General features: G+C 67.5%; 24 protein-coding genes and 5 tRNA genes. 12 read left to right on the top strand and 17 right to left on the bottom strand.

What is annotated here, in order from left to right:
- The first annotated feature begins 193 nt into the window (after positions 1 to 193).
- The gene (cysK, locus tag C1Y63_RS07170; RefSeq protein ID WP_106015782.1) at positions 194 to 1,135 is read left to right on the top strand and encodes a cysteine synthase A; all 942 of its coding nucleotides are present in this window, start codon (positions 194 to 196) and stop codon (positions 1,133 to 1,135) included.
- Positions 1,136 to 1,166: 31 nt separating this feature from the next.
- Positions 1,167 to 1,751: a serine O-acetyltransferase EpsC gene (gene epsC, locus C1Y63_RS07165; protein WP_106015781.1), complete on the top strand. Its 585-nt coding sequence runs from the start codon at positions 1,167 to 1,169 to the stop codon at positions 1,749 to 1,751.
- A gap of 40 nt (positions 1,752 to 1,791) precedes the next feature.
- On the opposite strand, the gene C1Y63_RS07160 is transcribed toward epsC, so the two are convergent.
- The 5 genes from C1Y63_RS07160 to C1Y63_RS07140 all read right to left on the bottom strand — a co-directional run bounded on the left by C1Y63_RS07160 (position 1,792) and on the right by C1Y63_RS07140 (position 2,730).
- The gene (locus C1Y63_RS07160; RefSeq protein ID WP_233195628.1) at positions 1,792 to 2,076 is read right to left on the bottom strand and encodes a GNAT family N-acetyltransferase; all 285 of its coding nucleotides are present in this window, start codon (positions 2,074 to 2,076) and stop codon (positions 1,792 to 1,794) included.
- An 88-nt stretch (positions 2,077 to 2,164) separates the two neighbouring features.
- A tRNA-Phe gene (locus C1Y63_RS07155) sits at positions 2,165 to 2,237 on the bottom strand.
- 19 nt (positions 2,238 to 2,256) lie between these two features.
- Positions 2,257 to 2,333, bottom strand: a tRNA-Asp gene (locus C1Y63_RS07150).
- Between the two features lie 224 nt (positions 2,334 to 2,557).
- Positions 2,558 to 2,631: transfer RNA gene (locus C1Y63_RS07145), tRNA-Asp, on the bottom strand.
- A 23-nt stretch (positions 2,632 to 2,654) separates the two neighbouring features.
- Positions 2,655 to 2,730 (bottom strand) — tRNA-Glu (locus C1Y63_RS07140).
- Between the two features lie 475 nt (positions 2,731 to 3,205).
- On the opposite strand from C1Y63_RS07140, the gene C1Y63_RS13055 reads away from it, so the two are divergent.
- Complete coding sequence (locus tag C1Y63_RS13055; RefSeq protein WP_233195627.1) at positions 3,206 to 3,373, top strand: Ltp family lipoprotein; 168 nt, start codon at positions 3,206 to 3,208, stop codon at positions 3,371 to 3,373.
- Positions 3,374 to 3,424: 51 nt separating this feature from the next.
- Here the strand turns inward: C1Y63_RS13055 and C1Y63_RS07130 are convergent.
- Positions 3,425 to 3,497 (bottom strand) — tRNA-Lys (locus C1Y63_RS07130).
- A 112-nt stretch (positions 3,498 to 3,609) separates the two neighbouring features.
- Positions 3,610 to 5,127: an acetyl-CoA hydrolase/transferase family protein gene (locus C1Y63_RS07125; RefSeq protein ID WP_106015780.1), complete on the bottom strand. Its 1,518-nt coding sequence runs from the start codon at positions 5,125 to 5,127 to the stop codon at positions 3,610 to 3,612.
- A gap of 337 nt (positions 5,128 to 5,464) precedes the next feature.
- Between C1Y63_RS07125 and dusB the strand changes: the two genes are divergently transcribed.
- Together dusB and C1Y63_RS07115 are read left to right on the top strand one after the other, a co-directional pair.
- On the top strand, positions 5,465 to 6,610 hold the full coding sequence (gene dusB, locus C1Y63_RS07120; protein WP_106015779.1) for a tRNA dihydrouridine synthase DusB: 1,146 nt from the start codon (positions 5,465 to 5,467) through the stop codon (positions 6,608 to 6,610).
- 42 nt (positions 6,611 to 6,652) lie between these two features.
- Complete coding sequence (locus tag C1Y63_RS07115) at positions 6,653 to 7,375, top strand: phosphate uptake regulator PhoU (protein ID WP_158256115.1); 723 nt, start codon at positions 6,653 to 6,655, stop codon at positions 7,373 to 7,375.
- A gap of 55 nt (positions 7,376 to 7,430) precedes the next feature.
- On the opposite strand, the gene pstB is transcribed toward C1Y63_RS07115, so the two are convergent.
- From pstB to mshD, 5 genes are all read right to left on the bottom strand, one after another.
- Positions 7,431 to 8,201 (bottom strand): phosphate ABC transporter ATP-binding protein PstB, encoded by a 771-nt coding sequence (gene pstB, locus C1Y63_RS07110; RefSeq protein WP_106015794.1) that lies wholly within the window; start codon positions 8,199 to 8,201, stop codon positions 7,431 to 7,433.
- 64 nt (positions 8,202 to 8,265) lie between these two features.
- Positions 8,266 to 9,087: a phosphate ABC transporter permease PstA gene (pstA, locus tag C1Y63_RS07105; RefSeq protein WP_369831032.1), complete on the bottom strand. Its 822-nt coding sequence runs from the start codon at positions 9,085 to 9,087 to the stop codon at positions 8,266 to 8,268.
- A gap of 56 nt (positions 9,088 to 9,143) precedes the next feature.
- Positions 9,144 to 10,148, bottom strand: coding sequence for a phosphate ABC transporter permease subunit PstC (gene pstC, locus C1Y63_RS07100; RefSeq protein ID WP_106015776.1), 1,005 nt, complete (start codon positions 10,146 to 10,148; stop codon positions 9,144 to 9,146).
- Between the two features lie 6 nt (positions 10,149 to 10,154).
- Entirely contained in the window at positions 10,155 to 11,264 is a 1,110-nt protein-coding gene (gene pstS / locus C1Y63_RS07095) for a phosphate ABC transporter substrate-binding protein PstS (RefSeq protein ID WP_106015775.1), read from the bottom strand.
- A gap of 376 nt (positions 11,265 to 11,640) precedes the next feature.
- Positions 11,641 to 12,513: a mycothiol synthase gene (gene mshD, locus C1Y63_RS07090; RefSeq protein WP_106015774.1), complete on the bottom strand. Its 873-nt coding sequence runs from the start codon at positions 12,511 to 12,513 to the stop codon at positions 11,641 to 11,643.
- Between the two features lie 31 nt (positions 12,514 to 12,544).
- On the opposite strand from mshD, the gene C1Y63_RS07085 reads away from it, so the two are divergent.
- Entirely contained in the window at positions 12,545 to 13,249 is a 705-nt protein-coding gene (locus tag C1Y63_RS07085) for an LmeA family phospholipid-binding protein (protein WP_158256114.1), read from the top strand.
- Positions 13,250 to 13,266: 17 nt separating this feature from the next.
- On the top strand, positions 13,267 to 13,893 hold the full coding sequence (locus tag C1Y63_RS07080; protein WP_106015772.1) for an FABP family protein: 627 nt from the start codon (positions 13,267 to 13,269) through the stop codon (positions 13,891 to 13,893).
- 78 nt (positions 13,894 to 13,971) lie between these two features.
- On the opposite strand, the gene C1Y63_RS07075 is transcribed toward C1Y63_RS07080, so the two are convergent.
- Positions 13,972 to 14,841, bottom strand: coding sequence for an aminodeoxychorismate lyase (locus C1Y63_RS07075; protein WP_233195626.1), 870 nt, complete (start codon positions 14,839 to 14,841; stop codon positions 13,972 to 13,974).
- 51 nt (positions 14,842 to 14,892) lie between these two features.
- Between C1Y63_RS07075 and C1Y63_RS07070 the strand changes: the two genes are divergently transcribed.
- Together C1Y63_RS07070 and C1Y63_RS07065 are read left to right on the top strand one after the other, a co-directional pair.
- Complete coding sequence (locus C1Y63_RS07070) at positions 14,893 to 15,912, top strand: folate-binding protein YgfZ (protein WP_158256113.1); 1,020 nt, start codon at positions 14,893 to 14,895, stop codon at positions 15,910 to 15,912.
- A 116-nt stretch (positions 15,913 to 16,028) separates the two neighbouring features.
- On the top strand, positions 16,029 to 16,196 hold the full coding sequence (locus C1Y63_RS07065) for a DUF3073 domain-containing protein (protein ID WP_106015769.1): 168 nt from the start codon (positions 16,029 to 16,031) through the stop codon (positions 16,194 to 16,196).
- 43 nt (positions 16,197 to 16,239) lie between these two features.
- On the opposite strand, the gene purM is transcribed toward C1Y63_RS07065, so the two are convergent.
- The 3 genes from purM to C1Y63_RS07050 are packed head-to-tail and all read right to left on the bottom strand — an operon-like array spanning position 16,240 to position 19,237.
- A complete protein-coding gene (purM, locus tag C1Y63_RS07060; protein WP_106015768.1) occupies positions 16,240 to 17,292 on the bottom strand; it encodes a phosphoribosylformylglycinamidine cyclo-ligase in 1,053 nt (350 codons plus the stop codon).
- Positions 17,293 to 17,311: 19 nt separating this feature from the next.
- Positions 17,312 to 18,838 carry an amidophosphoribosyltransferase gene (purF, locus tag C1Y63_RS07055; protein WP_106015767.1) on the bottom strand — a complete coding sequence of 509 codons (1,527 nt, stop codon included), beginning with the start codon at positions 18,836 to 18,838 and terminating at the stop codon, positions 17,312 to 17,314.
- 54 nt (positions 18,839 to 18,892) lie between these two features.
- Positions 18,893 to 19,237: a sterol carrier family protein gene (locus tag C1Y63_RS07050; protein ID WP_106015766.1), complete on the bottom strand. Its 345-nt coding sequence runs from the start codon at positions 19,235 to 19,237 to the stop codon at positions 18,893 to 18,895.
- A 46-nt stretch (positions 19,238 to 19,283) separates the two neighbouring features.
- On the opposite strand from C1Y63_RS07050, the gene C1Y63_RS07045 reads away from it, so the two are divergent.
- Together C1Y63_RS07045 and C1Y63_RS07040 are read left to right on the top strand one after the other, a co-directional pair.
- The gene (locus tag C1Y63_RS07045) at positions 19,284 to 20,267 is read left to right on the top strand and encodes an acyl-CoA thioesterase (protein ID WP_106015765.1); all 984 of its coding nucleotides are present in this window, start codon (positions 19,284 to 19,286) and stop codon (positions 20,265 to 20,267) included.
- A gap of 6 nt (positions 20,268 to 20,273) precedes the next feature.
- Positions 20,274 to 20,465 carry a hypothetical protein gene (locus C1Y63_RS07040; protein WP_106015764.1) on the top strand — a complete coding sequence of 64 codons (192 nt, stop codon included), beginning with the start codon at positions 20,274 to 20,276 and terminating at the stop codon, positions 20,463 to 20,465.
- On the opposite strand, the gene C1Y63_RS07035 is transcribed toward C1Y63_RS07040, so the two are convergent.
- Complete coding sequence (locus C1Y63_RS07035; RefSeq protein WP_106015763.1) at positions 20,420 to 21,682, bottom strand: DUF2254 domain-containing protein; 1,263 nt, start codon at positions 21,680 to 21,682, stop codon at positions 20,420 to 20,422. The genes C1Y63_RS07040 and C1Y63_RS07035 overlap by 46 nt on opposite strands.
- Positions 21,683 to 21,706: 24 nt before the next feature.
- Between C1Y63_RS07035 and C1Y63_RS07030 the strand changes: the two genes are divergently transcribed.
- Positions 21,707 to 22,258 carry a cysteine hydrolase family protein gene (locus C1Y63_RS07030; RefSeq protein WP_106015762.1) on the top strand — a complete coding sequence of 184 codons (552 nt, stop codon included), beginning with the start codon at positions 21,707 to 21,709 and terminating at the stop codon, positions 22,256 to 22,258.
- The last annotated feature ends 33 nt before the right edge of the window (positions 22,259 to 22,291 follow it).

Below are 22,291 nucleotides of genomic sequence, written 5' to 3'. Positions count from 1 at the left end.
CTCCCCCAGGGGGTGCAGCGGGGGTGCAGCTCACCGGGCACTTCCGCAGGAATTCATGCACGGTTGCGCGTGGGTTGCGGGGCCACCCCCGCGGTGAGAAACCCCAGCATATAGACCACTTTGTCTACTTGCCTGTCTATTCCTGGCGTGTATAGTGAGCCGCAAGCATAAGCCCCACACAGAAAGACTCGCCATGAGCAACATCAAGAACAACGTCACCGAAACCATCGGCAACACCCCGCTCGTGCGGCTCAACCGCCTCACCGAGGGCCTCGACGCCGAAATCCTCGTCAAGCTCGAATTCTTCAACCCCGCCAACAGCGTCAAGGACCGCATTGGCCGCGCGATCCTCGACGCCGCCGAAGAAGACGGCAGCCTCACCCACGGCGGCACCATCGTCGAAGCCACCTCCGGCAACACCGGCATCGCTCTGGCCATGGTCGGCGCCGCCCGCGGCTACCACGTCGTCCTCACCATGCCGGAGACCATGTCCATGGAACGCCGCATCATGCTTCGCGCCTACGGCGCCGAAATCGTCCTCACCCCCGGCGCCGCCGGCATGCAGGGCGCGGTCGACAAGGCCAACGAGATCGTCGCCGAACGCCCCGGCGCCATCCTCGCCCGCCAGTTCGCTAACCCCGCCAACCCGGCCGTGCACCGCGCCACCACCGCCGAAGAAATCTGGGCAGACACCGACGGCGACCTCAACATCTTCGTCGCTGGCTTCGGCACCGGCGGCACCGTCACCGGCGTCGGCGAAGTCCTCAAAGACCGCAACCCGGACATCCAGGTCTACGCCGTCGAACCGAAAGACTCCGCACTGCTCACCACCGGCAAGGCCGGCCCCCACAAGATCCAGGGCATCGGCGCCAACTTCATCCCCGACGTGCTCAACCGCCGCGTCCTCGACGACGTCCTCACCGTGAGCAACGAGGAAGCCATGGAGGCCTCCCGGGCACTCGCCGCGAAGGAAGGCATCCTCGGCGGTATTTCCACCGGCGCCAACATCGCCGCCGCCCTCCGCCTGGCCGGCATGGAAGAAAACAAGGGCAAGACGATCGTCACCGTCGCCTGCGACTACGGCGAGCGCTACGTCTCCACCCCGCTGTTCGAAGACATCCGCGCCGAGTTCTAACGCACCGCTGGCGTTGCTAGGATTGCACACCATGTACCGCCTCCTCGCGATGATCCGGGAAGACCTGGCCAACGCCCGCGACCACGACCCCGCCGCCCGCGGCGACGTCGAAAACGCCATCGTCTACTCCGGCTTGCACGCCATCTGGTCCTACCGCGTCGCCCACTGGCTGTGGGTCCGCAACCTCAAAGCACCCGCGCGCATCCTCAGCCAGTTCACCCGCTTCCTCACCGGCATCGAAATCCACCCCGGCGCCACCATCGGCCGGCGGTTCTTCATCGACCACGGCATGGGCATCGTCATCGGGGAGACCGCTGAGATCGGCGACGGCGTCATGCTGTACCACGGCGTGACCCTCGGCGGGCAGGTCCTCACCCAGACCAAACGCCACCCCACCCTCAAAGACAACGTCACCGTCGGCGCCGGTGCGAAAGTCCTCGGCCCCATCACCATCGGCGAAGGCTCCGCCATCGGCGCCAACGCCGTCGTCACCAAGGACGTCCCCGACCACCACATCGCCGTCGGTATCCCCGCGAAGAACCGGCCCCGGAAAGACAACGAACGAGTCAAACTCGTCGACCCCGACTGTTACGTCGTCGGTACCTTCCAGATTTAGCCCCCACAGCGCCTGCACCCCGCAGGCGCTGTGCGCGTTTCTAGGCCACCAGGTCCGCGTACTCCGGGTGCTTGGACACAAAGTGCGCCACCGCCGAACACGACGGCCGCACCCGCAGCCCCTGCGCACGGGTCGCATCCAACGCCGCCGCAATCAGCGGCGACGACAACCCCCGCCCCCGGAACGCGGGATCCACCACCGTGTGGTTGAAGTCCCGCACCCCCTCACGGTCACGGTAGGCGGCAAAACCCGCCTCCTGGCCGTCTACAGCAATGACAAAGCGATGACGTTCCACCTCGTGGTGAATGTCCTGCACGGCGCTCACAGCCTTCCACAGTCGACAACAGTGCGCGCCATTGTACCCCGCGCACGCAAAAACCCTCACACGAGTAATTCGTGTGAGGGTTTCATTGTGGCCAGAGCCGGGATCGAACCGGCGACCTTTCACTTTTCAGGCGAACGCTCTACCGACTGAGCTATCTGGCCATATCCCACAGAAGTGGAATGGCGACCCTGACGGGACTCGAACCCGCGACCTCCGCCGTGACAGGGCGGCGCGCTAACCAACTGCGCCACAGGGCCAATTCCTGCGTGTGCGAGACGAGGAGACAAGCTCCTCGCTCTCTGTTGCACGAGTTGAAATACTACACAGACCACAGCAGTGCGACAAATCCCCACGTCAGGGCGAAAAACACGCCAGGAGAATTCCCACCCCGCCGGCGTCCACACTTTTTGACACTTAACCCCCGCCGGCAGACAAACGAAAAAGCGCCAGCCTTCGAATGAAGACTGGCGCTTTTCTTTTGCGACCCTGACGGGACTCGAACCCGCGACCTCCGCCGTGACAGGGCGGCGCGCTAACCAACTGCGCCACAGGGCCACTGGCTTCACGATGGTGAAACCTGGTACTCCCAACGGGATTCGAACCCGTGTCGCTGCCGTGAAAGGGCAGTGTCCTAGGCCCCTAGACGATGGGAGCTCGCGTCAAACACCAAAGTTACCTTGGCGCTCGCTGCGACTTGCACCATAGTACACGACAACCCCACGAGCAGAAAAATCACAGCTCAACGCCAAGAAAAGCCCGGTGCGAGGAGTTCGAATCAGTGCGACGGCACGGGACGGTCAGGTCCGGGACAAGTACAGAAATCCGCGCACGGACGCACCCCAGCGAACGATCACGCGACATCACCCGGTCTCCGCTCCCGACCTGGCTTTTTGGCTTCGTGGCGTCGGCAGCGCTTCCCGTCGTTTCTCCAGTCGTGAGAAGTTTTCATGACCACCCGCAGCCGGCCAAGCGTGGCTGCCTCACATGGGCCGTAGTCGCCGGCACCTACTCCACCATGCTGGGCGGCGACCAAGACGCCACGCCCTCCACCACCCAAGCGCCCTCGATAGCCCCCTGGAGGCCCCTGACACGAAGGATAAGGCCGCGCAGAAGCCGGATGTGCCCGGCCATGCACATGTCGACGGCGGGCGTCTCCGAGCAGCTCGTCAGCGAGGGCTTCCCGCCGGAGGCCGCGCAGTGGGCCGTCGACTACAACGAGTCCGCGACGACGTACTTAGAGGACATGGCGATGAGCCGTGATGAGCTGGGAGGAGTTCACGACCACCTCGAGGACTAGCCACCTGCACATAAGGAAATCCCTCCACCTGCGTGGTGGAGGGATTGACAGTGGGCCCTGTGGGGCTCGAACCCACGACCTGCGGATTAAAAGTCCGTAGCTCTACCAACTGAGCTAAAGGCCCGGCGTGTGCGCACGCGCACAAAGCGTGTTCATTCTAGTTGACGGACACCCGACAGAGGAAATCCCCCGCCCACGACGTCGTCGCGGGACGGGGGATCACCCGTTGTGGCTTTTTAGACCAGCTTCATGGTGCCGGTTGCCTTGAAGCGCTGGTGGAAGGACAGGGCCTCATCCAGCAGGTGCGGGGTCTGCATGAGCTTGTCTTCCTTGGCAGCAGCTAGGGCGCGGTCGTAGTAGTCCTGCAGCATCGGGCGGTAGTCCGGGTGCGCGAGGGCGATCATCTTCTCGACCTTCTGGCGCGGTGCCAGGCCGCGCAGGTCGGCGTAGCCGTACTCGGTGATGATGACCTTGACGTCCTGCTCCGTGTGGTCGACGTGGGAGACCATCGGCACGATGGCGGAGATGGCGCCACCCTTGGCGTCGGAGGGGGTGATGAAGGAGCTGATGTAGCCGTTGCGGGTGAAGTCGGCGGAGCCGCCCACACCGTTCATCATGCGGGAGCCGACGACGTTGGTGGAGTTCACGTTGCCGTAGATGTCGGCTTCGATGAGGCCGTTGGTGCAGATGAGGCCGAGGCGGCGGACGACCTCGGGGTGGTTGGAGATCTGCTGGGGGCGCAGGATGATGGACTTGGCGTAGTTCGCAGCCTCACGGTTCATCTTCTCCGCGTACTCGGGCGACAGGGAGAAGGCGGTGGCGGAGGCGACGGACATCTTGCCGGCGTCGATGAGGTCGACCATGCCGTCCTGGATAACCTCGGTGTAGGCCTTGATGTTTTCGAACTTGGAGTCCAGCAGGCCGCTCATCACGGCGTTGGGGACGTTGCCGACGCCGGACTGCATGACGTAGCCGTCGTAGGTGAGGCGGCCCGCGCGGACCTCGCCCTCGAGGAAGTCGAGGAAGTGGCCGGCGATCTGCTTCGACTGGTCGTCGATCGGCTTGAAGGGGGCGTTGCGGTCGGGGGCGTCGGTCTCCACGACGGCGACAACCTTGTCGGTGTCGATGTCGATGTAGGTGGTACCGATGCGCTGGCCGGCCTCAGTGATCGGGATCGGCTGGCGGTTCGGCAGCGGGGCGATGCGGTAGATGTCCGCCATGCCCTCGAGCTCCTCGGACTGCCAGGAGTTGACCTCGATGATGATCTTGTCGGCGGCGTCGAGGTATTCGACGTTGTTACCGACGGAGGAGGACGGCACGATGTGGCCATCCTCGGTGATGCGGACGGCCTCGACGATGGCGACGTTCATCTTGCCGAAGAAGCCCTGCTCCACGTACATGCCGGACTCCGACAGGTGGTAGTCCATGTAGTAGGTGGTGCCGTCGTTGATCTTGGCGCGCATGATCGGGTCGGACTGGTAGGGGGTGCGGAAGCGCACGGCATCAGCTTCCGCCAGCACACCGTCGCAGTCCGGGGCGGTCGACGCACCGGTGAACAGGTCGATCATGAACTCGTCGCCGCGGGCGTGGGCTTCCTTGGCGCGCTCCGCGATGGCGGTGGGCAGTGCCTTCGGGTAGCCGGAACCGGTGAAGCCGGAGACGCCCACCTTGTCGCCGTGGTTGACGAACTGGGCGGCCTCCTCGGCCGACATGACCTTGCTGCGCAGCTTGGCGTTAGCAATCCGATCAGACATGTATTCCTCCTGAGACGTGGCCCCGTGAAACACCCGGGGCCGCCGTGATGTGTATGTGTGCGCCCGACCAACGCGGGGCAATGTGACCCAGCATACGCGTTTCGCGCGCCAGTTACGGTGCCCACAGTAATCGATTCGGGAGGTGCGGCGGGGCGCTTTGTGGCAACTTTTTCTCCCACATACCCCCAAAGCCACCCCCGAGCAGCGGGAACCCGTCGCCCAGCGCGCGCGAGCCCAGCGCCGGCTGCAGCCCCAGCGGCGGCGCAAAATCACCCCCACAAGGGGGTAATTGTGTGGGCGTGGACCCGACGCGGCGCGGCATGGGACAATGCCACCCATGTCTGTGCAGATTGGTTCCCTGACCTTGTCCTCCCCCGTGGTGCTGGCACCGATGGCGGGCGTGACGAACGTGGCGTTTCGCACCCTGTGCCGCGAGCTCGAACGCGAACAGTTCGGCTCCGTTGCCGGGCTCTACGTGTGCGAGATGATCACCGCCCGGGCACTCGTGGAACGCAACGAGAAAACGATGCACATGACGACGTTCGCCCCGGACGAGCAGCCCCGGTCCCTGCAGCTGTACACCACGGACCCGCACTGGACATATGAGGCGGCAAAGATGATCGTGGAGGAGGATCTCGCCGACCACATCGACATGAACTTCGGCTGCCCGGTGCCGAAGGTGACCCGCCGCGGCGGGGGTTCGGCGCTGCCGTACAAGCGGCGCCTGTTCGGCAACATCGTCGCCGCCGCGGTGCGCGCCACGGAGGGCACCGACATTCCCGTCACGGTGAAGTTCCGCGTCGGCATCGACGACGAGCACAAGACTCACCTCGACGCGGGCCGTATCGCGGTGGAGGAGGGTGCGGCGGCGGTGGCGTTGCACGCCCGCACCGCCGCGCAACGCTATTCGGGACAGGCCGACTGGTCGGAGATCGCCCGCCTCAAGGAGCACCTGGCGCACACCGGCATCCCGGTGCTCGGCAACGGCGACATCTTCGCCGCGCAGGACGCATCCCGCATGATGGCGGAGACCGGCTGCGACGGCGTCGTCATTGGCCGCGGCTGCTTGGGCCGCCCCTGGTTGTTCGCCGCCCTCGCCGCGGAGCTCAGCGGCCAGCCGCTGCCCCCGGAGCCCACCCTGGGCGAGGTCGCGCGCATCATCGCCCGCCACGCGGAGCTGCTTATCGCCCACGACGGGGAGGAGAAGGGCTGCCGGGACCTGCGCAAGCACATGGGCTGGTACCTGCGGGGCTTCCCCGTCGGTGGGGAGACCCGCCGCCAGCTGTCCACCATCACCTCCCAGGCGCAGCTGGAGGAGATCCTGGCGCCGCTGCGCGACTCGACAGCCCTCGCGGACGATGCGGAAGGCCCTCGCGGCCGACAGGGCTCCCCGTCGAAGGTGGTGCTCCCCGAGGGGTGGCTGGACGACCCCGAGGATGCCTCCGTCCCGGAGGGCGCCGACATCATGCATTCCGGCGGGTAAATACGTTTTCTTTCGCGCTTTTTCTCCCGTAGAATGCGTGGCATGCGCGATTCCTACGCCCAGTCTTTGCATGATTTTTCCGCCGACGTGGTGTCGCTCGCGGAATGCGTGGAGAAAATCCTCGGCCACGCGAACGACGCCCTGCTGCACGCCAACCGCCACATGAGCGATGAGGCGCTCGCCCTCAAGCCCGAGGAGACGGCCATCCGGGCCCGCTGCGAGGAGCGCGCGGTGCGGCTGCTCGCCACCGAGGGCCCCGTGGCGCGGGACCTGCGGCAGGTGATTTCCTCCATCTACATCGTGGAGGAACTCGGCCGCATGGCGGCCCTGGGGCGGCACCTGGCCCGCATCGCCCGCCGCCGCGCCCCCTCCCCCGCGATCCCCGCCGATCTACGCCCCTACCTGGCGGAAATGGGGCGGGTGGCGCTGGCGTTGACGCGCCGCATGCGGGACACTCTCGCCGACCCCGACCCCCAGGTCGCCTCCTCCCTCATGCGGGATGACGACGCGATCGATGAGCTCCACGCCTACCTCTTCGCACAGCTGACGACGCAGCCTTGGCCGCACTCCACGACGGAGGCCATCGATGTGGCGTTGGCGAGCCGTTTCTACGAGCGCTACGCGGACCACGCCGTCCACGTCGGCGCCCGGGTGGTGTATCTCGCGACGGGGTTGCACCAGGAGGATTACCTGGCCCGCCGGGAGCAGGAATTGCTCGACATTGAGACCGATATTGCGGATCTGGAACGCCGGCTGAATAGCTAAAAGAAGGCGGGCGCACCCCACGAGAAATCATGGGGTGCGCCCGCTTTTTCGCGTTTTATCCGAAGCGGCCGGAAATGTAGTCTTCTGTTTCTTTCCGCACGGGGTTGGCGAACATGTCGGCGGTGTTGCCGACCTCGACGAGGTGCCCGGGCTTCCCGGTGGCCTCGAGGGAGAAGAAGGCGGTGCGGTCGCTGACGCGGGCCGCCTGCTGCATGTTGTGGGTGACGATGACGATCGTGTAGTCCTGCTTGAGGTCGGTGATGAGGTCCTCGATCGCGAGCGTGGAGATGGGGTCCAGCGCGGAGCACGGCTCGTCCATGAGCAGCACCCGTGGCTCCACAGCGATGGCGCGCGCGATGCACAGGCGCTGCTGCTGCCCGCCGGACAGTCCCCCGCCGGGCTTGCCGAGGCGGTCCTTGACCTCCTCCCACAGGTTCGCGCCGCGCAGCGCCCGCTCCGCGGTCTCCGCCAGCTTCTTCTTGTCCCGGCAGCCCGCCAGCTTCAAGCCGGCGACGACGTTCTCCTCGATCGACATCGTGGGGAAGGGGTTGGGCTTCTGGAACACCATCCCGATGGTGGAGCGCACCGCCACGGGGTCGACGCCGGGGCCGTAGATGTCCTGCCCGTCGAGGGCGATGCGACCCTCCACGCGGGCACCGGGGGTGACCTCGTGCATGCGGTTGAGGGTGCGCAGCACCGTCGACTTCCCGCAGCCCGAGGGCCCAATGAACGCCGTCACAGCGTTCGCGGGGATGTCGAGGTTGACGCCGCGCACGGCGTGGAAGTCGCCGTAGAAAATGTTGACGTCGTCGAGGGTGAGCGCCATGGGGCCGGCGGTCGGCACCGTCGCGGTCTGGGTGGTGGGAGCAGTCATGTTCATCCTTAGTGTGTTAACGCTGGGCGGTGGAGTAGCGGGCGGCGATGGCGCGGGCGGCAATGTTGAGCACCGCGATGAGCAGCACGAGGGTGACTGCCGCGCCCCACATCTTCGCCACCACCGCATCCGCGGAGCCGGCCTTGTACATGTCGAGCATCATCAGCGGCAGGGAGGACTGGGGGTTGTTCAGCGGATCCCAGTTGATGGCCTGCGTGGAGCCCACGAGGATGAGCACCGGGGCCGATTCCCCCATGACGCGGGCGATGGCGAGCATGATGCCGGTGATGATGCCGGAGGCGGCCGTCGGCAGCACGATGCGGACGATGGTGAGCCACTTCGGCGTGCCGAGCGCGTAGCTGGCCTCCCGGAGGTCCTGCGGCACGATGCGTAGCATCTCCTCCGTGGTGCGGATGATGACGGGCAGCATGAGCAGCACCAGCGCCAGCGACACGGCGATGCCGGAACGCTCAAAGCCGAACAGCACAATCCACACCGAGTAGATGAACAGGGCGGCGACGATCGACGGCACCCCGGAGAGGATGTCCACCATGAAGGTGGTGACCCGCCCCAGGCGGCCGGTGCCGGCGTACTCGACGAGGTAGACGGCGACGAGGACACCAATCGGCACGCTGATGGCGGTCGTGATGCCCGCCTGCAGGAGGGTGCCGATCATGGCGTGGGCGGCACCGCCGCCCGGGGAGCTGAGCAGCACCCCCTTTTGGCTGTACGCCCACCAGTCGGTGTGGGCGATGACGGCCGCCCCGTGGGACACCAGGTCGCTGAGCAGCCACGCCAGCGGGAGCAGCGCCAGCGCGAGGGTGCCGGTGATGACCATGGTGGCGATGCGGTTTTTCGCCACCCGGGCGCGGGAGGGCGGGAGGAACGTGGTGCTCATCGGGTGCTCCTGGTGACGATGGCGCGGGCGGCGGCGTTGACGGCGAAGGTGACGATGAACAGCACCAGGCCGGCGGCAATGTAGGCACCCGCTTTGAGGTTGTCGTTGAATTCCGGGGCGGCGTTCGCGATCGCGGTGGCGAAGGTCGTGCCGCCGTCGAACAGGGAGCCGCGGAACGCGCTGGAGGGGCTGACCACGAGGTACAGGGCCATGGTCTCCCCGAGTGCGCGGCCGAGGCCCAGCATCGCGCCCGACACGAAACCGGTCCGCCCGAACGGCAGCACCGTGAGCTTGACGACCTCCCAGCGGGTCGCGCCCAGCGCGAGCGCGGACTCAATGTGCCCCTTCGGGGTGTGGGCGAAGACTTCCCGGGCGGTGGCGGCGATGATCGGCAGGATCATGATGGCGAGCACGATGCCGCCGGTGAGCATGGTGCGGCTCGTGGCGAACGCCGGGGAGTTCGCGTAGTGCGCGAACAGCGGCACCCCACCGAGGACCGAGTGCAGCTTTTCGAAGGCGGGGCCGAGCGCCGGGCCCAGCACCATCGCACCCCACAGGCCGTAGACGATCGACGGCACGGCGGCGAGGATGTCGACCAGCCAGCCGAGCACCCCCTTCGCCCGGGCCGGCGCGTAGCAGGTGAGGTAGAGAGCGATACCCAGGGCGACGGGCATCGCCAGTGCGAGCGCCACCGCGGAAATCGTGACGGTGACGAGCAGCAGGTTGGCAATGCCGAAGGTCATCGCCTGCGGGTCCTGGGTGTTCCAGTCGCCCCGGTAGGTGAGGAACCCCCACACCCCGCCGGTGTTGTTCGCCAGGGCGGGCGCCGCCCGCCACAGGAGGAACAGCCCGATGGAGGCAATGAGCCCGGTGATGAGCAGGCTGCTGCCGCGGGCCGCCCCGAGGAACAGGCGGTCGCCGAGGTGGCTGCCGCCCTGCACGTCGGGCGGGGGTTGCGGGGTCGTGGGCGCGCGCAGCGCCGGTGCGGTACGAACAGTCATGGTGGTCTACCCGATCGCCTCGACGGCGGCGGCGAGCTTGGCCTTGTAGTCGCCCGCGACGGGGATGTAGCCGGCGGCCGCCAGGTCCTCGTTCTGCGACTCGAGCACCACGGTGAGGAAGTCCTTGACCTGGTTGCGGGTGGTCTCGTCGTAGCCGGCGGAGCACACGATCTCGTAGGTGGTGAGCACCAGCGGGTAAGCCCCCGGCTGGTTCATCTCGAACAGCTTCGTGGAGTCCACCACGAGGTTGTGGCCCTCGCCGGAGTAGGTCAGGTTGTCGAGGGCGGTGCCCACGGTCGTGGGGTTGAGTTCCACCGCACCGGAGCCGAAGTCGATGGCGGCCACCCCGAGGCCCGCCTCGGTGGCGAAACCTGCCTCCACGTAGGTGATCGCGCCCTCGATCTGCTGCACCTGGCCGACGACACCGGTGGAGCCGTTCGCCCCGGAGCCCGTGGCGGTGGGGAACGCCTTGCCCGTGGTCTCCCAGGCGCCCTTCGTCGCGGCCTTGAGGAACTTCTGGAAGTTGTCGCTCGTGCCGGATTCTTCGGAGCGGTAGATGACGTTGATGGGGGTGTCCGGCAGAGTGGCGCCGGCGTTGAGGTCGGCGATGGCGGGATCGTTCCAGGAGGTCACCTTCCCGGAGAAGATGTCGGCGATGACGGCGGGGGTGAGCGTCACCTGCTCGACGCCGGGGAGGTTGTAGGCGACGGCGACGGGGCCGATGACCATCGGCAGGTGCCAAGCCTCATTGCCGCCACAGCGGGCGGCGGCAGCGGCGAGCTGCTCCTCCTTGAGCGGGGAGTCGGAGCCGCCGAAGGCGACCTGGCCGGCGATGAACTGCTTCTGGCCGGCGCCGGAGCCCGAGGGGGTGTACGACAGGGTCGCACCATCGACGGCGGCTGCGTAGGCGGTGCCGAAGATGTCCATCGCCTTCTGCTGGGAGGAGGCGCCCTCCGCGACGAGGGTGCCGGCCTGGCCGCTGAGCTTCTCGGCGGCCTCCGCCGGCAAGGCGGCCTGCTCGCCTCCCGCCCCGTCGGAGCACGCCACCAGACCCAACCCGAGGGCGGCGAGGGCGACGATGCGGCGGGAACGGAGGATGGTCGGGGTGAGGGTCATGCTGGGTCCTTCTGGGCACAGATGCGTGCACTGTTGTGGGTTTTGCGGGGGCCGCCCCCGCGAGCTGATCAGAACTGTCAGGGCGGCTAGAAACAACAATAAAGAAAAAGCCGAAAAAGGCCAGCGAAAAAAGATGAACATCAGGGAAACGCCCGCCCAACCCCCTTCAAACACACGCCCCTACCAGCTGAAAGAGTGCATTTATGGGGATTTTCCCATTAATTTTTTCCACCCCACACGCCCCTGAGCAAGCACCCCCATATTGGGTAGTTTTGGCCCCATAGTGGAGAAATTCAATGATGAGTTCCTTCCGCCATTAATACTCCCCCACTGTGTGGCACCACCCAGGCGGGCGGGGGTGCCACACTACCCCCGCCTAGGTGGTGTACAGGGCGTGACTTTCCACCACCCGGAACCCCATCTTCTGGTACGTCGCCACCGCCGGCGCATTTTCCGCCTCCACGTAGAGCACAATCTCGCCCGCGCCGCGCCGCAGCAGATGCCACACCCCCTCCGCCACGATGGGGGTACCCAGCCCCCGGCCCTGATAGTCGCCCGCCAGGCCCACGACATACACCTCGCCGCGCACAGTCCGCCCCGACCCCAGCAACGACGGCTGCTGGCCGTGCCACTTGGTGAAATGGAACCCGGCGACCCGCGCACCGTCGAGATAGAACACCACCCCGTCGGCGTCGAACCAGTCGGTATCCATCGCCGCGTGCAGGCGCGGCACATCCCAGCCGCCCTGCTCCGGGTGCCAGGAAAACGCATCATTGTTGGCCTCCACCCAGGCGGCATCCACCACCTGCGCACCGAAGTCCGCCACCGCCTCCGCATAGGTGGCGCGCCGCAGGCCACTGACCTCCGGGGCGGCAATCCCCCGCAGGGCGGTCTCCCGGTCAATCGCCATGACGTACAGCTCCCGAGTCTTGTGCAACCCCCACGCTTCGGCTGCGGCGCGCGCCTGCGGCAGGTCGCCGTGCGCCCACGCGCCCCGCCCGGACGACGCCCGCCACAGGGCTGTGCCGATGCCGCGGCGCCGCGCGCGCGGGTGCACGACGAGCTCCACGTTGCCGTCCGGCAGCCGCACCGCCAGGCCCTCCTCGCCGACCGCCCACGCCTCGCCGCCACCGGCGGCCAAGGCCCGCAGGTAGGCCTCCGACAGTGGGGGCACGTGATCATGGGCTTCGGCGGCCGCGAGAAGATCTGCGAAGTCGTCCGTGGGAAGAGCAAGAGTGTGTGCGTCCATGTGGTGCAGGGTACGCCCTACACTTAGACGCGTGCCGAACCTTCATCCCCGCCTCCAGTGGCTCGCCCTGGCTGTGGCCGCCACGGCCGGCCTCGCCTGGGGCGCAGATACGCTGCTCGCCGCCCGGGCCGAGGCCCACATCAGCGACCTCATCCCCGCCGACACCACCCCGCGGGTCTCCATCGCCGGCTTCCCGTTTGTCACCTCCGCCCTCCAGGAAGGGGTGGCGCACATCCAGGTGTCCCTCATCGACACCGACACCTCCCTCGGCCCCGTCAACGTCACCACCACCGCCCACGACGTCCAAGGCCCCACCGACAGCCTCCTCGACGGGCGCCTCGACGGGCTGGTGGGCTACACAGTGAGCCGCTCAGCAACCATCGACGCCGCAGCCCTCGGCCGGCTGCTGGGGATGCCGGACATGGACATCTCCAACCCGACAGACATCAGCCCCGGCGCGGCCCCGCTGCCGCAGGCACAGCTGCGCGGCACACCCCCCGGCTGCACGGAACCCGTCACCGTCCTCGCCGACCTGCGGGTGCGCGACCACATCGTCTCCATCGAGCCCGCCACCACCCCCTCCTGCGGGGCCGCGGCCTTTCGCTGGAGTGCCCCCGCCGACACCCTCCCTGTCGTCGGCACCGCCAACAGTCTCTGGGTGCGCGGCGGCAGCCTCTTCCTCGACTCCGGCATCAACACCCCCACGCCACTGTCCCCGGAGCTGTTTACCCCCTAAGCGCTAAGCTGGGGCACATGACTGACAAGCTCTCCGGCAGCGACGCCGTCAACCTCGCCGCTGAACAAGCCAAACGCACCTCTGACAAAAACATCACCCCCTTCCCCGGCCTGCCCGTGCCGGAAGACACCGCCAACCTGCGCCTCGGCCCGAACCTCCACGACGGTTTGCTGGCCCTACTACCGCTCGTCGGCGTGTGGCGCGGCGAAGGCCAGGCCGACACCGCAGAGCACGGCCAGTTCCCCTTCGGCCAGCAGATCATCGTCTCCCACAACGGGGAGAACTACCTGTCCTACGAGTCCCGCCTCTACCAGCTCGACGAGGAAGGCAACCCGAAGGAGGATGGGTTCACCGAACGCGAACTCGGCTTCTGGCGCATCTCCGAATCCGACGAGATCGAATTCATCCTCACCCACTCCACCGGCGTGGTGGAGATCTTCTACGGCAACCCGCTCAACGAGCGCGCCTGGGAGCTGGAAAGCGCCTCCACCATGGTCACCGCCACCGGCCCCAGCGCCCTCGGCCCCGGCAAGCGCCTCTACGGGCTGCTGCCCACCAACGAACTCGGCTGGGTTGACGAGCGCCTCGTCGACGAGGAACTCAAGCCGCGCATGTCGGCACAGCTGCAGCGCGTCGCCGGATAACACACTCACCCCGCAGGGATTCCCTGCGGGGTGAGCGCCCTTCGGCCGTGCCGTTTCGCAGTGCGGCACCGCGCCAGGCTAGTTGGCCTCCAACGCCTCATCGACGAGGGCGGCGACATTCAAGCCCCCCTTGGGCTTCGGAAGTTTCTCCTCCCCCAGATGCGTGACCCGCACCGCGGTGCGGGCGGCGCTGAGCAACCACACCGAATCCGCGGCGCGCAGATCATCGACGGTGAGGTCCTTCGCCTTCACGCTGATGCCGTGGGCTTCGGCGTAGGCGAAGAGCATCGCCTGAGTGGTGCCCTCCAGGATGGAATCCAAGCCCGTCGGGGTGCGCAGCTTATTGCCGCGCGCCACCACCACCGTCGACGTCGCCCCCTCCAACACGTGCTCGTCCTCCACGTAGATGACGTCGTCGAAGCCGTGGGCGCGCGCATAGCGCAGCGCCGCCATCGCCGCCGCATAGTTGACCGACTTCGCCGCCGGCGTCAACCAGGGCGCCTTCTTGCGGGCCTTCTTCGGCGGCAGGCTGTACCCCCGGGGCGCCAGCATCACCTTCACACCCCGCTGCCGCTCCTCGAGCAGCTGCTCCCCCAGCGGGGTCACCACAATCCACGCCGTGGCGTTCCCCGTCGCCGCCCGCCCCCGCGACAACGTCCACCGGCAACACCCCTCCGCCCCGAACGCGGCTGCGGCCTCCGCGGTCGCTTTCCGCCACGAGTCCTTCGCCACCGGCGGCAACCCAAACAGCTCCGCCGACTGGGCGAAACGCTCCAGGTGGCGTTCCAGGTTCCGGGCCCGCCCGCCCCGAATGAGGAGGGTCTCCACGACGGCGTCGCCGCGGGTGACGGCCGCATCGTCCCAGAAGATGTGCGGCAGCTCGGGGCTGTGCATGCGAGTGGACCCCCCGTAGGGTTCCACGACAACAATGACGGGCTCGGTGCTCATGGCTTCCAGCATAGAACTTGCGCTGCACATGCAGCGGTTACCATGGCGGGTGTGACTGAACAGATACCCGCCCCTACCCCCGCGCTCCACGACGATGCCCTCCCCCACCGCAGTGGGGTGGCCTGGCACTACGGGGACCCCCTCGGGGAGCAGACCCTGCCCCGGGTCGCCATCGACCGGCGCGGCATGCGCTCCGTGGCAGTCGCGGGCCCGGACGCCCGCAGCTACCTGCACAGCCTGTTCACCCAAAAGCTCGACGACGCTGTCTACGGCACCCAGACCGAACTGCTGAACTTGGACGCCCAGGGCCACGTCCTCGAGCACGCCTACGTCACCGTCCTCGACGACGAAATCCTGCTGACCACGGAAGCGGCGGAAACCGCCCGGCTGCAGGAGTACCTGGAGCGCATGAAGTTCTGGAACGACGTCACCATCACCGCCCGCGACACCGGCATCGTCACCCTCCTGGGGTCCGGGGATCCCGTGGCCGAAACCCGGGCGCTCGCGGATATCGCCCAGGGCGCCGGCATCGTCCGCCCCGTCCTCGGCCAGGACCGCCCCCGCGTCGACATCCTCGTCGACGACGCCTTCACCCCCCTGCCGCCGGCGGGCCTGCTGACCTTCGAGGCGCACCGCGTGATGTCCCTCGAGCCGGTCGTCGGTGTCGACACGGACGAGAAAACCATCCCCCACGAGCACCCCCAGTGGATTGGTTCCGCCGTGCACCTCGACAAGGGCTGCTACCGGGGGCAGGAAACCGTCGCCCGCGTCCACAATGTCGGCCGCTCCCCCCGCGTCCTCGTCCGCCTCCACGTCGACGGCTCCGCCCCCCAGCTGCCCACCACCGGCACCCCCATCACCTCCGGGGGCCGCACCGTCGGCCGCCTCGGCACCATCGTCCACCACCACCAGTGGGGGCCGGTTGCCCTCGGCACCATCAAGCGCAGCGCCCTGGGCGCCTCGCTGCAGGCCGGCGATGCGGCACTCGCCATCGACCCGGACACCCTGCCCGCCGAGGGCGCCCCGCAGGCGGGGAAACTCGCGCAGCAGCGCCTCAGGCACCCCCGGTGAACTGGCATGTTCGCCAAACTTTTTGCTTTCCGGCTATTGTGTCTGACAGGAAGATAAACGTTGAAAGCTCTCGGGGCGAACCCTCGCGCCCCGGCGAAGATCAAGGGGGTCCAACCATGGGTCGCGGTCGTGCCAAAGCGAAACAGGCCAAGGTTGCTCGCAAGCTCAAGTACAGCACTCCGGAAATGGACCTCGACTCGCTCCAACGCGAGTTGGTGCACAAGTCCGATGAGTCCTCGCACTCGCCCTACGATGAGTGGGCCGACGAGGACGACTGGCGCTAGATAAAAAAACCAGCACCCCGCGCGGGGTGCTGGTTTTTTGCTGCTACCAGTTCGGGTGCGTGTCGTGCATGACGACGCGGGGGTCGCCGTCACTGGGGCGCACGTGCCCGAGTTCCCAGGCGTCGATGTGGCGGGCGGTGAGCATCGCCAGCGCCCGGTCGCGGTCTTCGGCGGCGACGACGGCGATCATGCCGACACCCATGTTGAAGGTTTTCTCCATCTCCTCCATCGGCACGGAGCCGACGGTGGCGATGGTGCGGAAAATCTGCCCCGGCGTCCACGTCGCGCGGGACACATCGGCGGTCAGGCCCTCGGGGATGACGCGGGCCAGGTTGCCGGCCAAGCCGCCGCCGGTGACGTGGCAGAAGGTGTGGGTGTCGCACTCGGCGGCGAGTGCCAGGCAGTCGAGGGCGTAGATGCGGGTCGGTTCGAGGAGTTCCTCGCCGAGGGTACGGCCCAGTTCGTCGACGTAGCCGTCGAGCGGCAGGCCCGCGGTGTCGAGGAGGACGTGGCGGGCGAGGCTGTAGCCGTTGGAGTGCAGCCCCGAGGACGCCATACCGATGAGCACGTCACCGGCGCGCACCTTGTCCGGGCCGAGCACCTCGTCGGCCTCCACGACGCCGACGGCGGTCGCCGACACGTCGTAGTGGGTGGGCTCCATGACGCCGGGGTGTTCGGCGGTCTCGCCGCCGAGGAGGGCGCAGCCGGCCTGCACGCAGCCCTCCGCGATGCCCTTGACGATGTCGGCGACGTGCTCCGGCACCACCTTGCCGACGGCAATGTAGTCCTGCAGGAACAACGGCTCCGCGCCGCACACCACCAGGTCGTCCACGCACATGGCCACGAGGTCAATACCGATGGTGTCGTGCTTGTCCATCGCCTGCGCGATGACCAGCTTCGTGCCCACCCCGTCGGACCCGGCCGCGAGCAGCGGGTTGGTGTACTTGCCGAGCGCGAACAGGCCGGCGAAGCCACCCAGCCCGCCGCGCACCTCCGGGCGGGAGGCACGCTTGGCGTGGGGGGCGAAAAGTTCCACGGCGCGATCGCCGGCTTCAATATCGACGCCAGCGGCGGCGTAGGAAATGTTCTCAGTCATTGTCGTCCTTCAAAAGTCTTTAGATGCCTTGCATGGTGCGCACAAGGTCCGCGTTGGCGTTGCCCGCCGGCAACCCCAGGGGGTACACGCCGTCGAAGCAGGCGCAGCACAGCTCGGGGTAGACCTGCTTGGTGGAATCCACCATCGCGTCAACGGACACGTACCCCATGGAGTCGGCGCCGACGGCGGTGCACACCGCCTGCACCATGGCGGCCTCGTTGTCGCCCTCCACACAGTTGGCGAGCAGCTCGCCGGGGGAGGCGAAGTCGATGCCGTAGAAGCAGGGCCACTTCACCGGCGGCGAAGCGATCCGCACGTGCACTTCCGCCGCGCCCGCCTCCCGCAGCATGCGGATCAACGCCCGCTGGGTATTGCCGCGCACGAGGGAATCGTCGACGACGACGAGGCGTTTGCCGTTGATGACTTCCCGCAGGGGGTTGAGCTTCAGGCGGATGCCCAGCTGGCGGATCGTCTGCGAGGGCTGGATGAAGGTGCGGCCCACGTAGGCGTTCTTCATCAGGCCCTGCCCGAAAGGAATCCCGGACTGTTGGGCGTAGCCCACCGCGGCGGGGGTGCCGGATTCCGGCACGGGGATCACCATGTCGGCGTCCGCGGGGCACTCGATGGCGAGCTGGCGGCCGATTTCCACGCGGGTGGCGTTGACGGCGCGGCCCCGGATGACGGAGTCGGGGCGCGCCAAGTACACGTACTCGAAAACGCAGCCCTTGTGGGTGGTGGGGGCGAAACGTTCCGAGTGGACACCCGAGGCGTCAATGGTGACGAACTCGCCGGGTTCGACCTCCCGCACGAAGGAGGCGCCGACGATGTCGAGGGCGGCCGTTTCGGAGGCCACCACCCAGCCGTTATCCAGCCGCCCAATCGACAGGGGCCGCACCCCGAACGGGTCACGGGCCGCGTAGAGGGTTTTGCCGTCGGTGAACGTCAAACAGAACGCGCCCTGAAGCCGCGGCAACAGTTGCTTCGCGCTCGCCACCAGGTTGGTGTTCTCGTCCACCCCGTGCGCCAGTAGCGCGCACATCACATCCGAGTCGGAGGGGTGCGTGTCCTTGTTGACCAAGCCCAACTCGGCGGCTTCGTCGAGAAGCTCGAGGTAGTTGACCAGGTTGCCGTTGTGGCCGAGCGCCACATCCGTGCCGTCGGCCGCCATGCGGAACATCGGCTGCGCGTTTTCCCACGCCGCCCCACCGGCCGTCGAATAGCGCGTGTGGCCAATGGCCACATCCCCCTTGAGCGCCGCCAGCGACTGCTCGTCGAACACCTGGGACACCAGGCCCAAGTCTTTGAAGACGACCACCTGATCCCCGTCGCCCACCGCAATGCCGGCGGCCTCCTGGCCGCGGTGCTGCAGGGCGTACAGGCCGTAATACGTCAGCTTGGATACGTCCTCACCGGGCGCCCACACGCCGAACACGCCACACTCTTCGCGTGGGGGTTGCTCGCCGTGGTCGTCCAGTGGACTTGGAGGGACAAAGACATCGGTGGATGCGGAACCAGCCGCACAACGCTGTTGAGCCACGGGCGACATGCTAGTGGCTGCACCGCAGCCCTTGCCACGCCGCGCCCCACCCCGCGGGGGTGGCTACAGCAGCGGCAGATAGTGGGCAATCTCGCCGGCACGGGTGCCCGAAATCTCTACCCCCGCTAAACCCGCCACCTCCTCGAGGGTGCGCTCCCCCCTGGCGAGCTGCAACCACACCTGCGGCGGCAGCTCCACCACATTCGGCGGGGTGCCGCGGGTGTGGCGGGGGCCGTCGATGCACTGCACGGCCACGAAAGGGGGGATGCGGAGCTCCACGGCGTGGCCGGGGGCGAGGTGCGCGAGGGTGCGGGCGGACAGCCGCACCGCCTCGGCGAGGTTGGCGTCGGGGTTGAGCAGGGCGGCGCGGGTCGCGGCCGGATCGGGGGCTTTTCTCACCCCACCCATGCTAGTAAAGTGCAACAGAACACACTCTCTTCTTCGAAGGATTCCCATGCATCGTTCCCCTGAAGTGACCCTGCGGTTCCTGGCCGCCCCCACCGACATCATCATGGCCGGCTCCCACGGCGTGGGCGGCGGCCGCGTCCTCGAGTGGATCGACAAGGCGGCCTACGCCTGCGCCGTCGGCTGGTCCGGCACCTACTGTGTGACCGCCTACGTGGGTCACATTCACTTCACCCGCCCCATCCCCTCCGGCCACATGGTGGAGGTCCGCTCCCGCATCGCGATGACCGGGCGGTCGAGCATGCACATCATCAACGAGGTGCTGTCCGCCGACCCGCGGGAGGGCGTGTTCACCCGCGCCTGCGACTGCCTCGTCATCTTCGTGGCGAAGGATCCCGCGACCGGCAAGGGGATGGAGGTGCCGAAGTTCGTGCCCCGCAACGCCGAGGAGGAGCGCGTCTTCGCCGCCGCCGAGTCCCGCATTGAGCTGCGCAAAGCCATCGAGGAGGAGATGGAGAAGCAGACCTACAATGGCCCCTCCGATGCGCCGCGGCTCATCACCCGCTTCCTGGCGAAGCCGACGGACGTGAACTGGGGCGGCAAGGTGCACGGCGGCACCGCCATGGAGTGGATCGACGAGGCGGCGACGGCCTGCACGATGGAGTTCTCCGGGGAGCACACCGTCGCCGTCTACGCCGGCGGTATCCGCTTTTACCGGCCCATCCAGATCGGCGATCTTATTGAGGTAGATGCGCGGCTCATGCGCACCGACGCCCGCAGCATGCAGATGAGTGTGCACGTGCGCTCCGGGGCGCCGACGGGCGGGCGAGGCCACTTGGAGGACGCCATCCACGCCACGATTTCCTACATTGGTGTCGACATTGACGGCCACCCGCTGCCGGCCCGCCAGTTCGTGCCCCGCACCGAAGAGGACCAGCGCCTCGCCGGGCACGCCGCCATCCTGCGGGAGCTGCGCGCCAAGTACCACCCGCTGCCGCTCATCAAGCACCACAACCCCATGGAACTAGACTAAGTTCCCATGATGCTCGCCAACGCGTTCTTCCTGTTCAACATCGCGGCCGCCACGATCGTGCTCCTCGTCGAGCTGCGCCGGGGCTCGTCGACCCTGCGGGCGGTGGTGACCTCCGGCGCGGTCGCGGTGTTCTCCGTGCTGGGGCTGGTGGGCTACATCGTGTTCCGTGCCGTGGAGCAGCGCAACAGGTTCTCATAGCGCCCCTCAATGTCGGCGAGGTCCGCGGCGTTCGCGACCTCGCGGCGCGCGTCCTCCCACACGAGCCGCCCGTGGGCGGCGAGATAGTCCCGCCGGGCAGGAATGTCGACGACCGCCGCAACACTCGCGAAGGCCTCCAGGAGGCGGAGGTAGACGGCGGTGGTGCCGGCGGCGTTTTGGCGCAGTTGGTGGAACATGACGTCCACGAGACCTTCGAAGGTGGTGACGGTGTACTGCACCCGCAACACCCCGTCGACAACGACCACGCCCACCGGCAGCGGCCGCGCCCCGAGGCGGGCGAGTGCCTCCGCGAAACGATCAATGACGTCCATGGCGGTGAACGGGTCGTTGGTGCCGGGGCTCAACGCCCGCACCCCCACTTCGAGGAGCTGGCGCACGCTGAACTCCAGGTCCTGGGTGTCGTCGCGGCTGGACCCCACAATCATCGCCCGGTGCACGAACTCCTCGCCTTCGCCCTTGACGCGGGCAATGATGCTGCCGGTGAGGACGTGGTCGCCGGGGTGCACCAGCAACTCCACCGCCGCGCCCGCAGCGGCCGCCGCCCGGCCCAGAGCCTGGTAGTCAATCGACTGCACATAGCCGCCCCGGGGCGCCCGCACCTCACGGGCGCCGAGGAAGTAGCCTGCGGGGGCTTTCTCCCCCGCCGCCTCCTCCGTCGCCGCATCAATCGCCCGATCCAGATCCCGGGCCAGGAGGTTGACCACCCGCGTCATGGAGATACTTCTCGCCATGTGGCCGATGCAGTACACCAGGAAGCCGACGCACGCCGCCGCGTAGAGCATCGCCACCGTGACGTTGTAGTGCGGCACAAAATCGCCTGAGATCGCCCGCAGACTCACCAAACAGAAGGCGAACGTGGCGACGAAAATCCCCAGGGTGGCCTGGATGCCCCGGTCCGCGAGGAAACCGTGCAGCAACCGGGGCCCCATGGTGGACACGACCGACGACAGCGCCGCAATCGTAATGGAAAACACCGTGCCCGCCACCCCGATGGAGGCGCTCGCCACCGCGCCGAGCAGGCTGCGGGCACCGGACTCGCCGCCGCCGTAGACGAAGCGCAACCACTCCGGTTCCCCAGCGGAGCGCTCCGCCCAGATGAGCGCCACCGCCAACGCGACGCTGCACGCCACGAGGGCGGCGGGAACAAACCAGAACGCGTCGGTGACTTGTTTCGCACCGTGCCGGAACTTCTGCATGGGATGCCAGTGTAGCCTGCACCCATGACCCCCATGGCGCTCATCCTCATCGACTTCCAACGCGGTTTCGACCGCGACGGCCGCAACAACCCCGCCCTCGAGGGCAATGTCGCGCAACTCCTCGCTGCCTGGCGGGACCGCAACTGGCCGATTGTAATGGTGCGCCACGACAGCGCCGACCCGGACTCGCCGCTGCACCCCAGCCATCCCGGCAACGCCCTCACCCTCGACGTCGACGCCGACCTGCTCGTCACCAAGGACGTGAACTCCGCATTCCTCGGCACCCCGGACCTTGCTGCCTGGTTGCGAAGCCGCCACATCACCAGCATCGCGATCTGCGGCATCACCACCAACCATTGCTGCGAAACGACGGCCCGGATGGGTGGCAACCTGGGCTTCGACGTACACTTCCTCCTCGACGCCACCGCCACGTTCGGCCGGGAGGACATCGACGGCACCGTGATCAGCGCCGACGAACTCCAGCGAGTCACTGGCGCGAACCTGCACGGCGAGTTCGCGACGGTGCACCGCACCGCCGATTTCCTGCGCGCCCTGGAAAAAGGGCACGACGAGTAGCCCCCGGACCACCCCTGGATCCGGGGGCTGCTC

The sequence above is a fragment of the Corynebacterium sp. 13CS0277 genome (assembly GCF_002994655.1).
In the GTDB taxonomy this organism is placed as follows: domain Bacteria; phylum Actinomycetota; class Actinomycetes; order Mycobacteriales; family Mycobacteriaceae; genus Corynebacterium.
Note: the sequence above shows the minus strand (reverse complement) of the source record. Positions and strands in the feature narration are given on the sequence as shown.

What these genes read in the sequence shown, in the direction of transcription:
- cysK (WP_106015782.1), top strand. Translation starts at nt 194, where the DNA reads ATGAGCAACATCAAGAACAACGTCACCGAAACCATCGGCAACACCCCG.
- epsC (WP_106015781.1), top strand. Translation starts at nt 1,167, where the DNA reads ATGTACCGCCTCCTCGCGATGATCCGGGAAGACCTGGCCAACGCCCGC.
- C1Y63_RS13055 (WP_233195627.1), top strand. Translation starts at nt 3,206, where the DNA reads ATGCACATGTCGACGGCGGGCGTCTCCGAGCAGCTCGTCAGCGAGGGC.
- C1Y63_RS07125 (WP_106015780.1), bottom strand. Translation starts at nt 5,127, where the DNA reads ATGTCTGATCGGATTGCTAACGCCAAGCTGCGCAGCAAGGTCATGTCG.
- dusB (WP_106015779.1), top strand. Translation starts at nt 5,465, where the DNA reads ATGTCTGTGCAGATTGGTTCCCTGACCTTGTCCTCCCCCGTGGTGCTG.
- C1Y63_RS07115 (WP_158256115.1), top strand. Translation starts at nt 6,653, where the DNA reads ATGCGCGATTCCTACGCCCAGTCTTTGCATGATTTTTCCGCCGACGTG.
- pstB (WP_106015794.1), bottom strand. Translation starts at nt 8,201, where the DNA reads ATGGCGCTCACCCTCGACGACGTCAACATTTTCTACGGCGACTTCCAC.
- pstA (WP_369831032.1), bottom strand. Translation starts at nt 9,087, where the DNA reads ATGGTCATCACCGGCACCCTCGCGCTGGCGCTGCTCCCGCTGGCGTGG.
- pstC (WP_106015776.1), bottom strand. Translation starts at nt 10,148, where the DNA reads ATGACTGTTCGTACCGCACCGGCGCTGCGCGCGCCCACGACCCCGCAA.
- pstS (WP_106015775.1), bottom strand. Translation starts at nt 11,264, where the DNA reads ATGACCCTCACCCCGACCATCCTCCGTTCCCGCCGCATCGTCGCCCTC.
- mshD (WP_106015774.1), bottom strand. Translation starts at nt 12,513, where the DNA reads ATGGACGCACACACTCTTGCTCTTCCCACGGACGACTTCGCAGATCTT.
- C1Y63_RS07080 (WP_106015772.1), top strand. Translation starts at nt 13,267, where the DNA reads ATGACTGACAAGCTCTCCGGCAGCGACGCCGTCAACCTCGCCGCTGAA.
- C1Y63_RS07075 (WP_233195626.1), bottom strand. Translation starts at nt 14,841, where the DNA reads ATGAGCACCGAGCCCGTCATTGTTGTCGTGGAACCCTACGGGGGGTCC.
- C1Y63_RS07065 (WP_106015769.1), top strand. Translation starts at nt 16,029, where the DNA reads ATGGGTCGCGGTCGTGCCAAAGCGAAACAGGCCAAGGTTGCTCGCAAG.
- purM (WP_106015768.1), bottom strand. Translation starts at nt 17,292, where the DNA reads ATGACTGAGAACATTTCCTACGCCGCCGCTGGCGTCGATATTGAAGCC.
- purF (WP_106015767.1), bottom strand. Translation starts at nt 18,838, where the DNA reads ATGTCGCCCGTGGCTCAACAGCGTTGTGCGGCTGGTTCCGCATCCACC.
- C1Y63_RS07050 (WP_106015766.1), bottom strand. Translation starts at nt 19,237, where the DNA reads ATGGGTGGGGTGAGAAAAGCCCCCGATCCGGCCGCGACCCGCGCCGCC.
- C1Y63_RS07045 (WP_106015765.1), top strand. Translation starts at nt 19,284, where the DNA reads ATGCATCGTTCCCCTGAAGTGACCCTGCGGTTCCTGGCCGCCCCCACC.
- C1Y63_RS07040 (WP_106015764.1), top strand. Translation starts at nt 20,274, where the DNA reads ATGATGCTCGCCAACGCGTTCTTCCTGTTCAACATCGCGGCCGCCACG.
- C1Y63_RS07035 (WP_106015763.1), bottom strand. Translation starts at nt 21,682, where the DNA reads ATGCAGAAGTTCCGGCACGGTGCGAAACAAGTCACCGACGCGTTCTGG.
- C1Y63_RS07030 (WP_106015762.1), top strand. Translation starts at nt 21,707, where the DNA reads ATGACCCCCATGGCGCTCATCCTCATCGACTTCCAACGCGGTTTCGAC.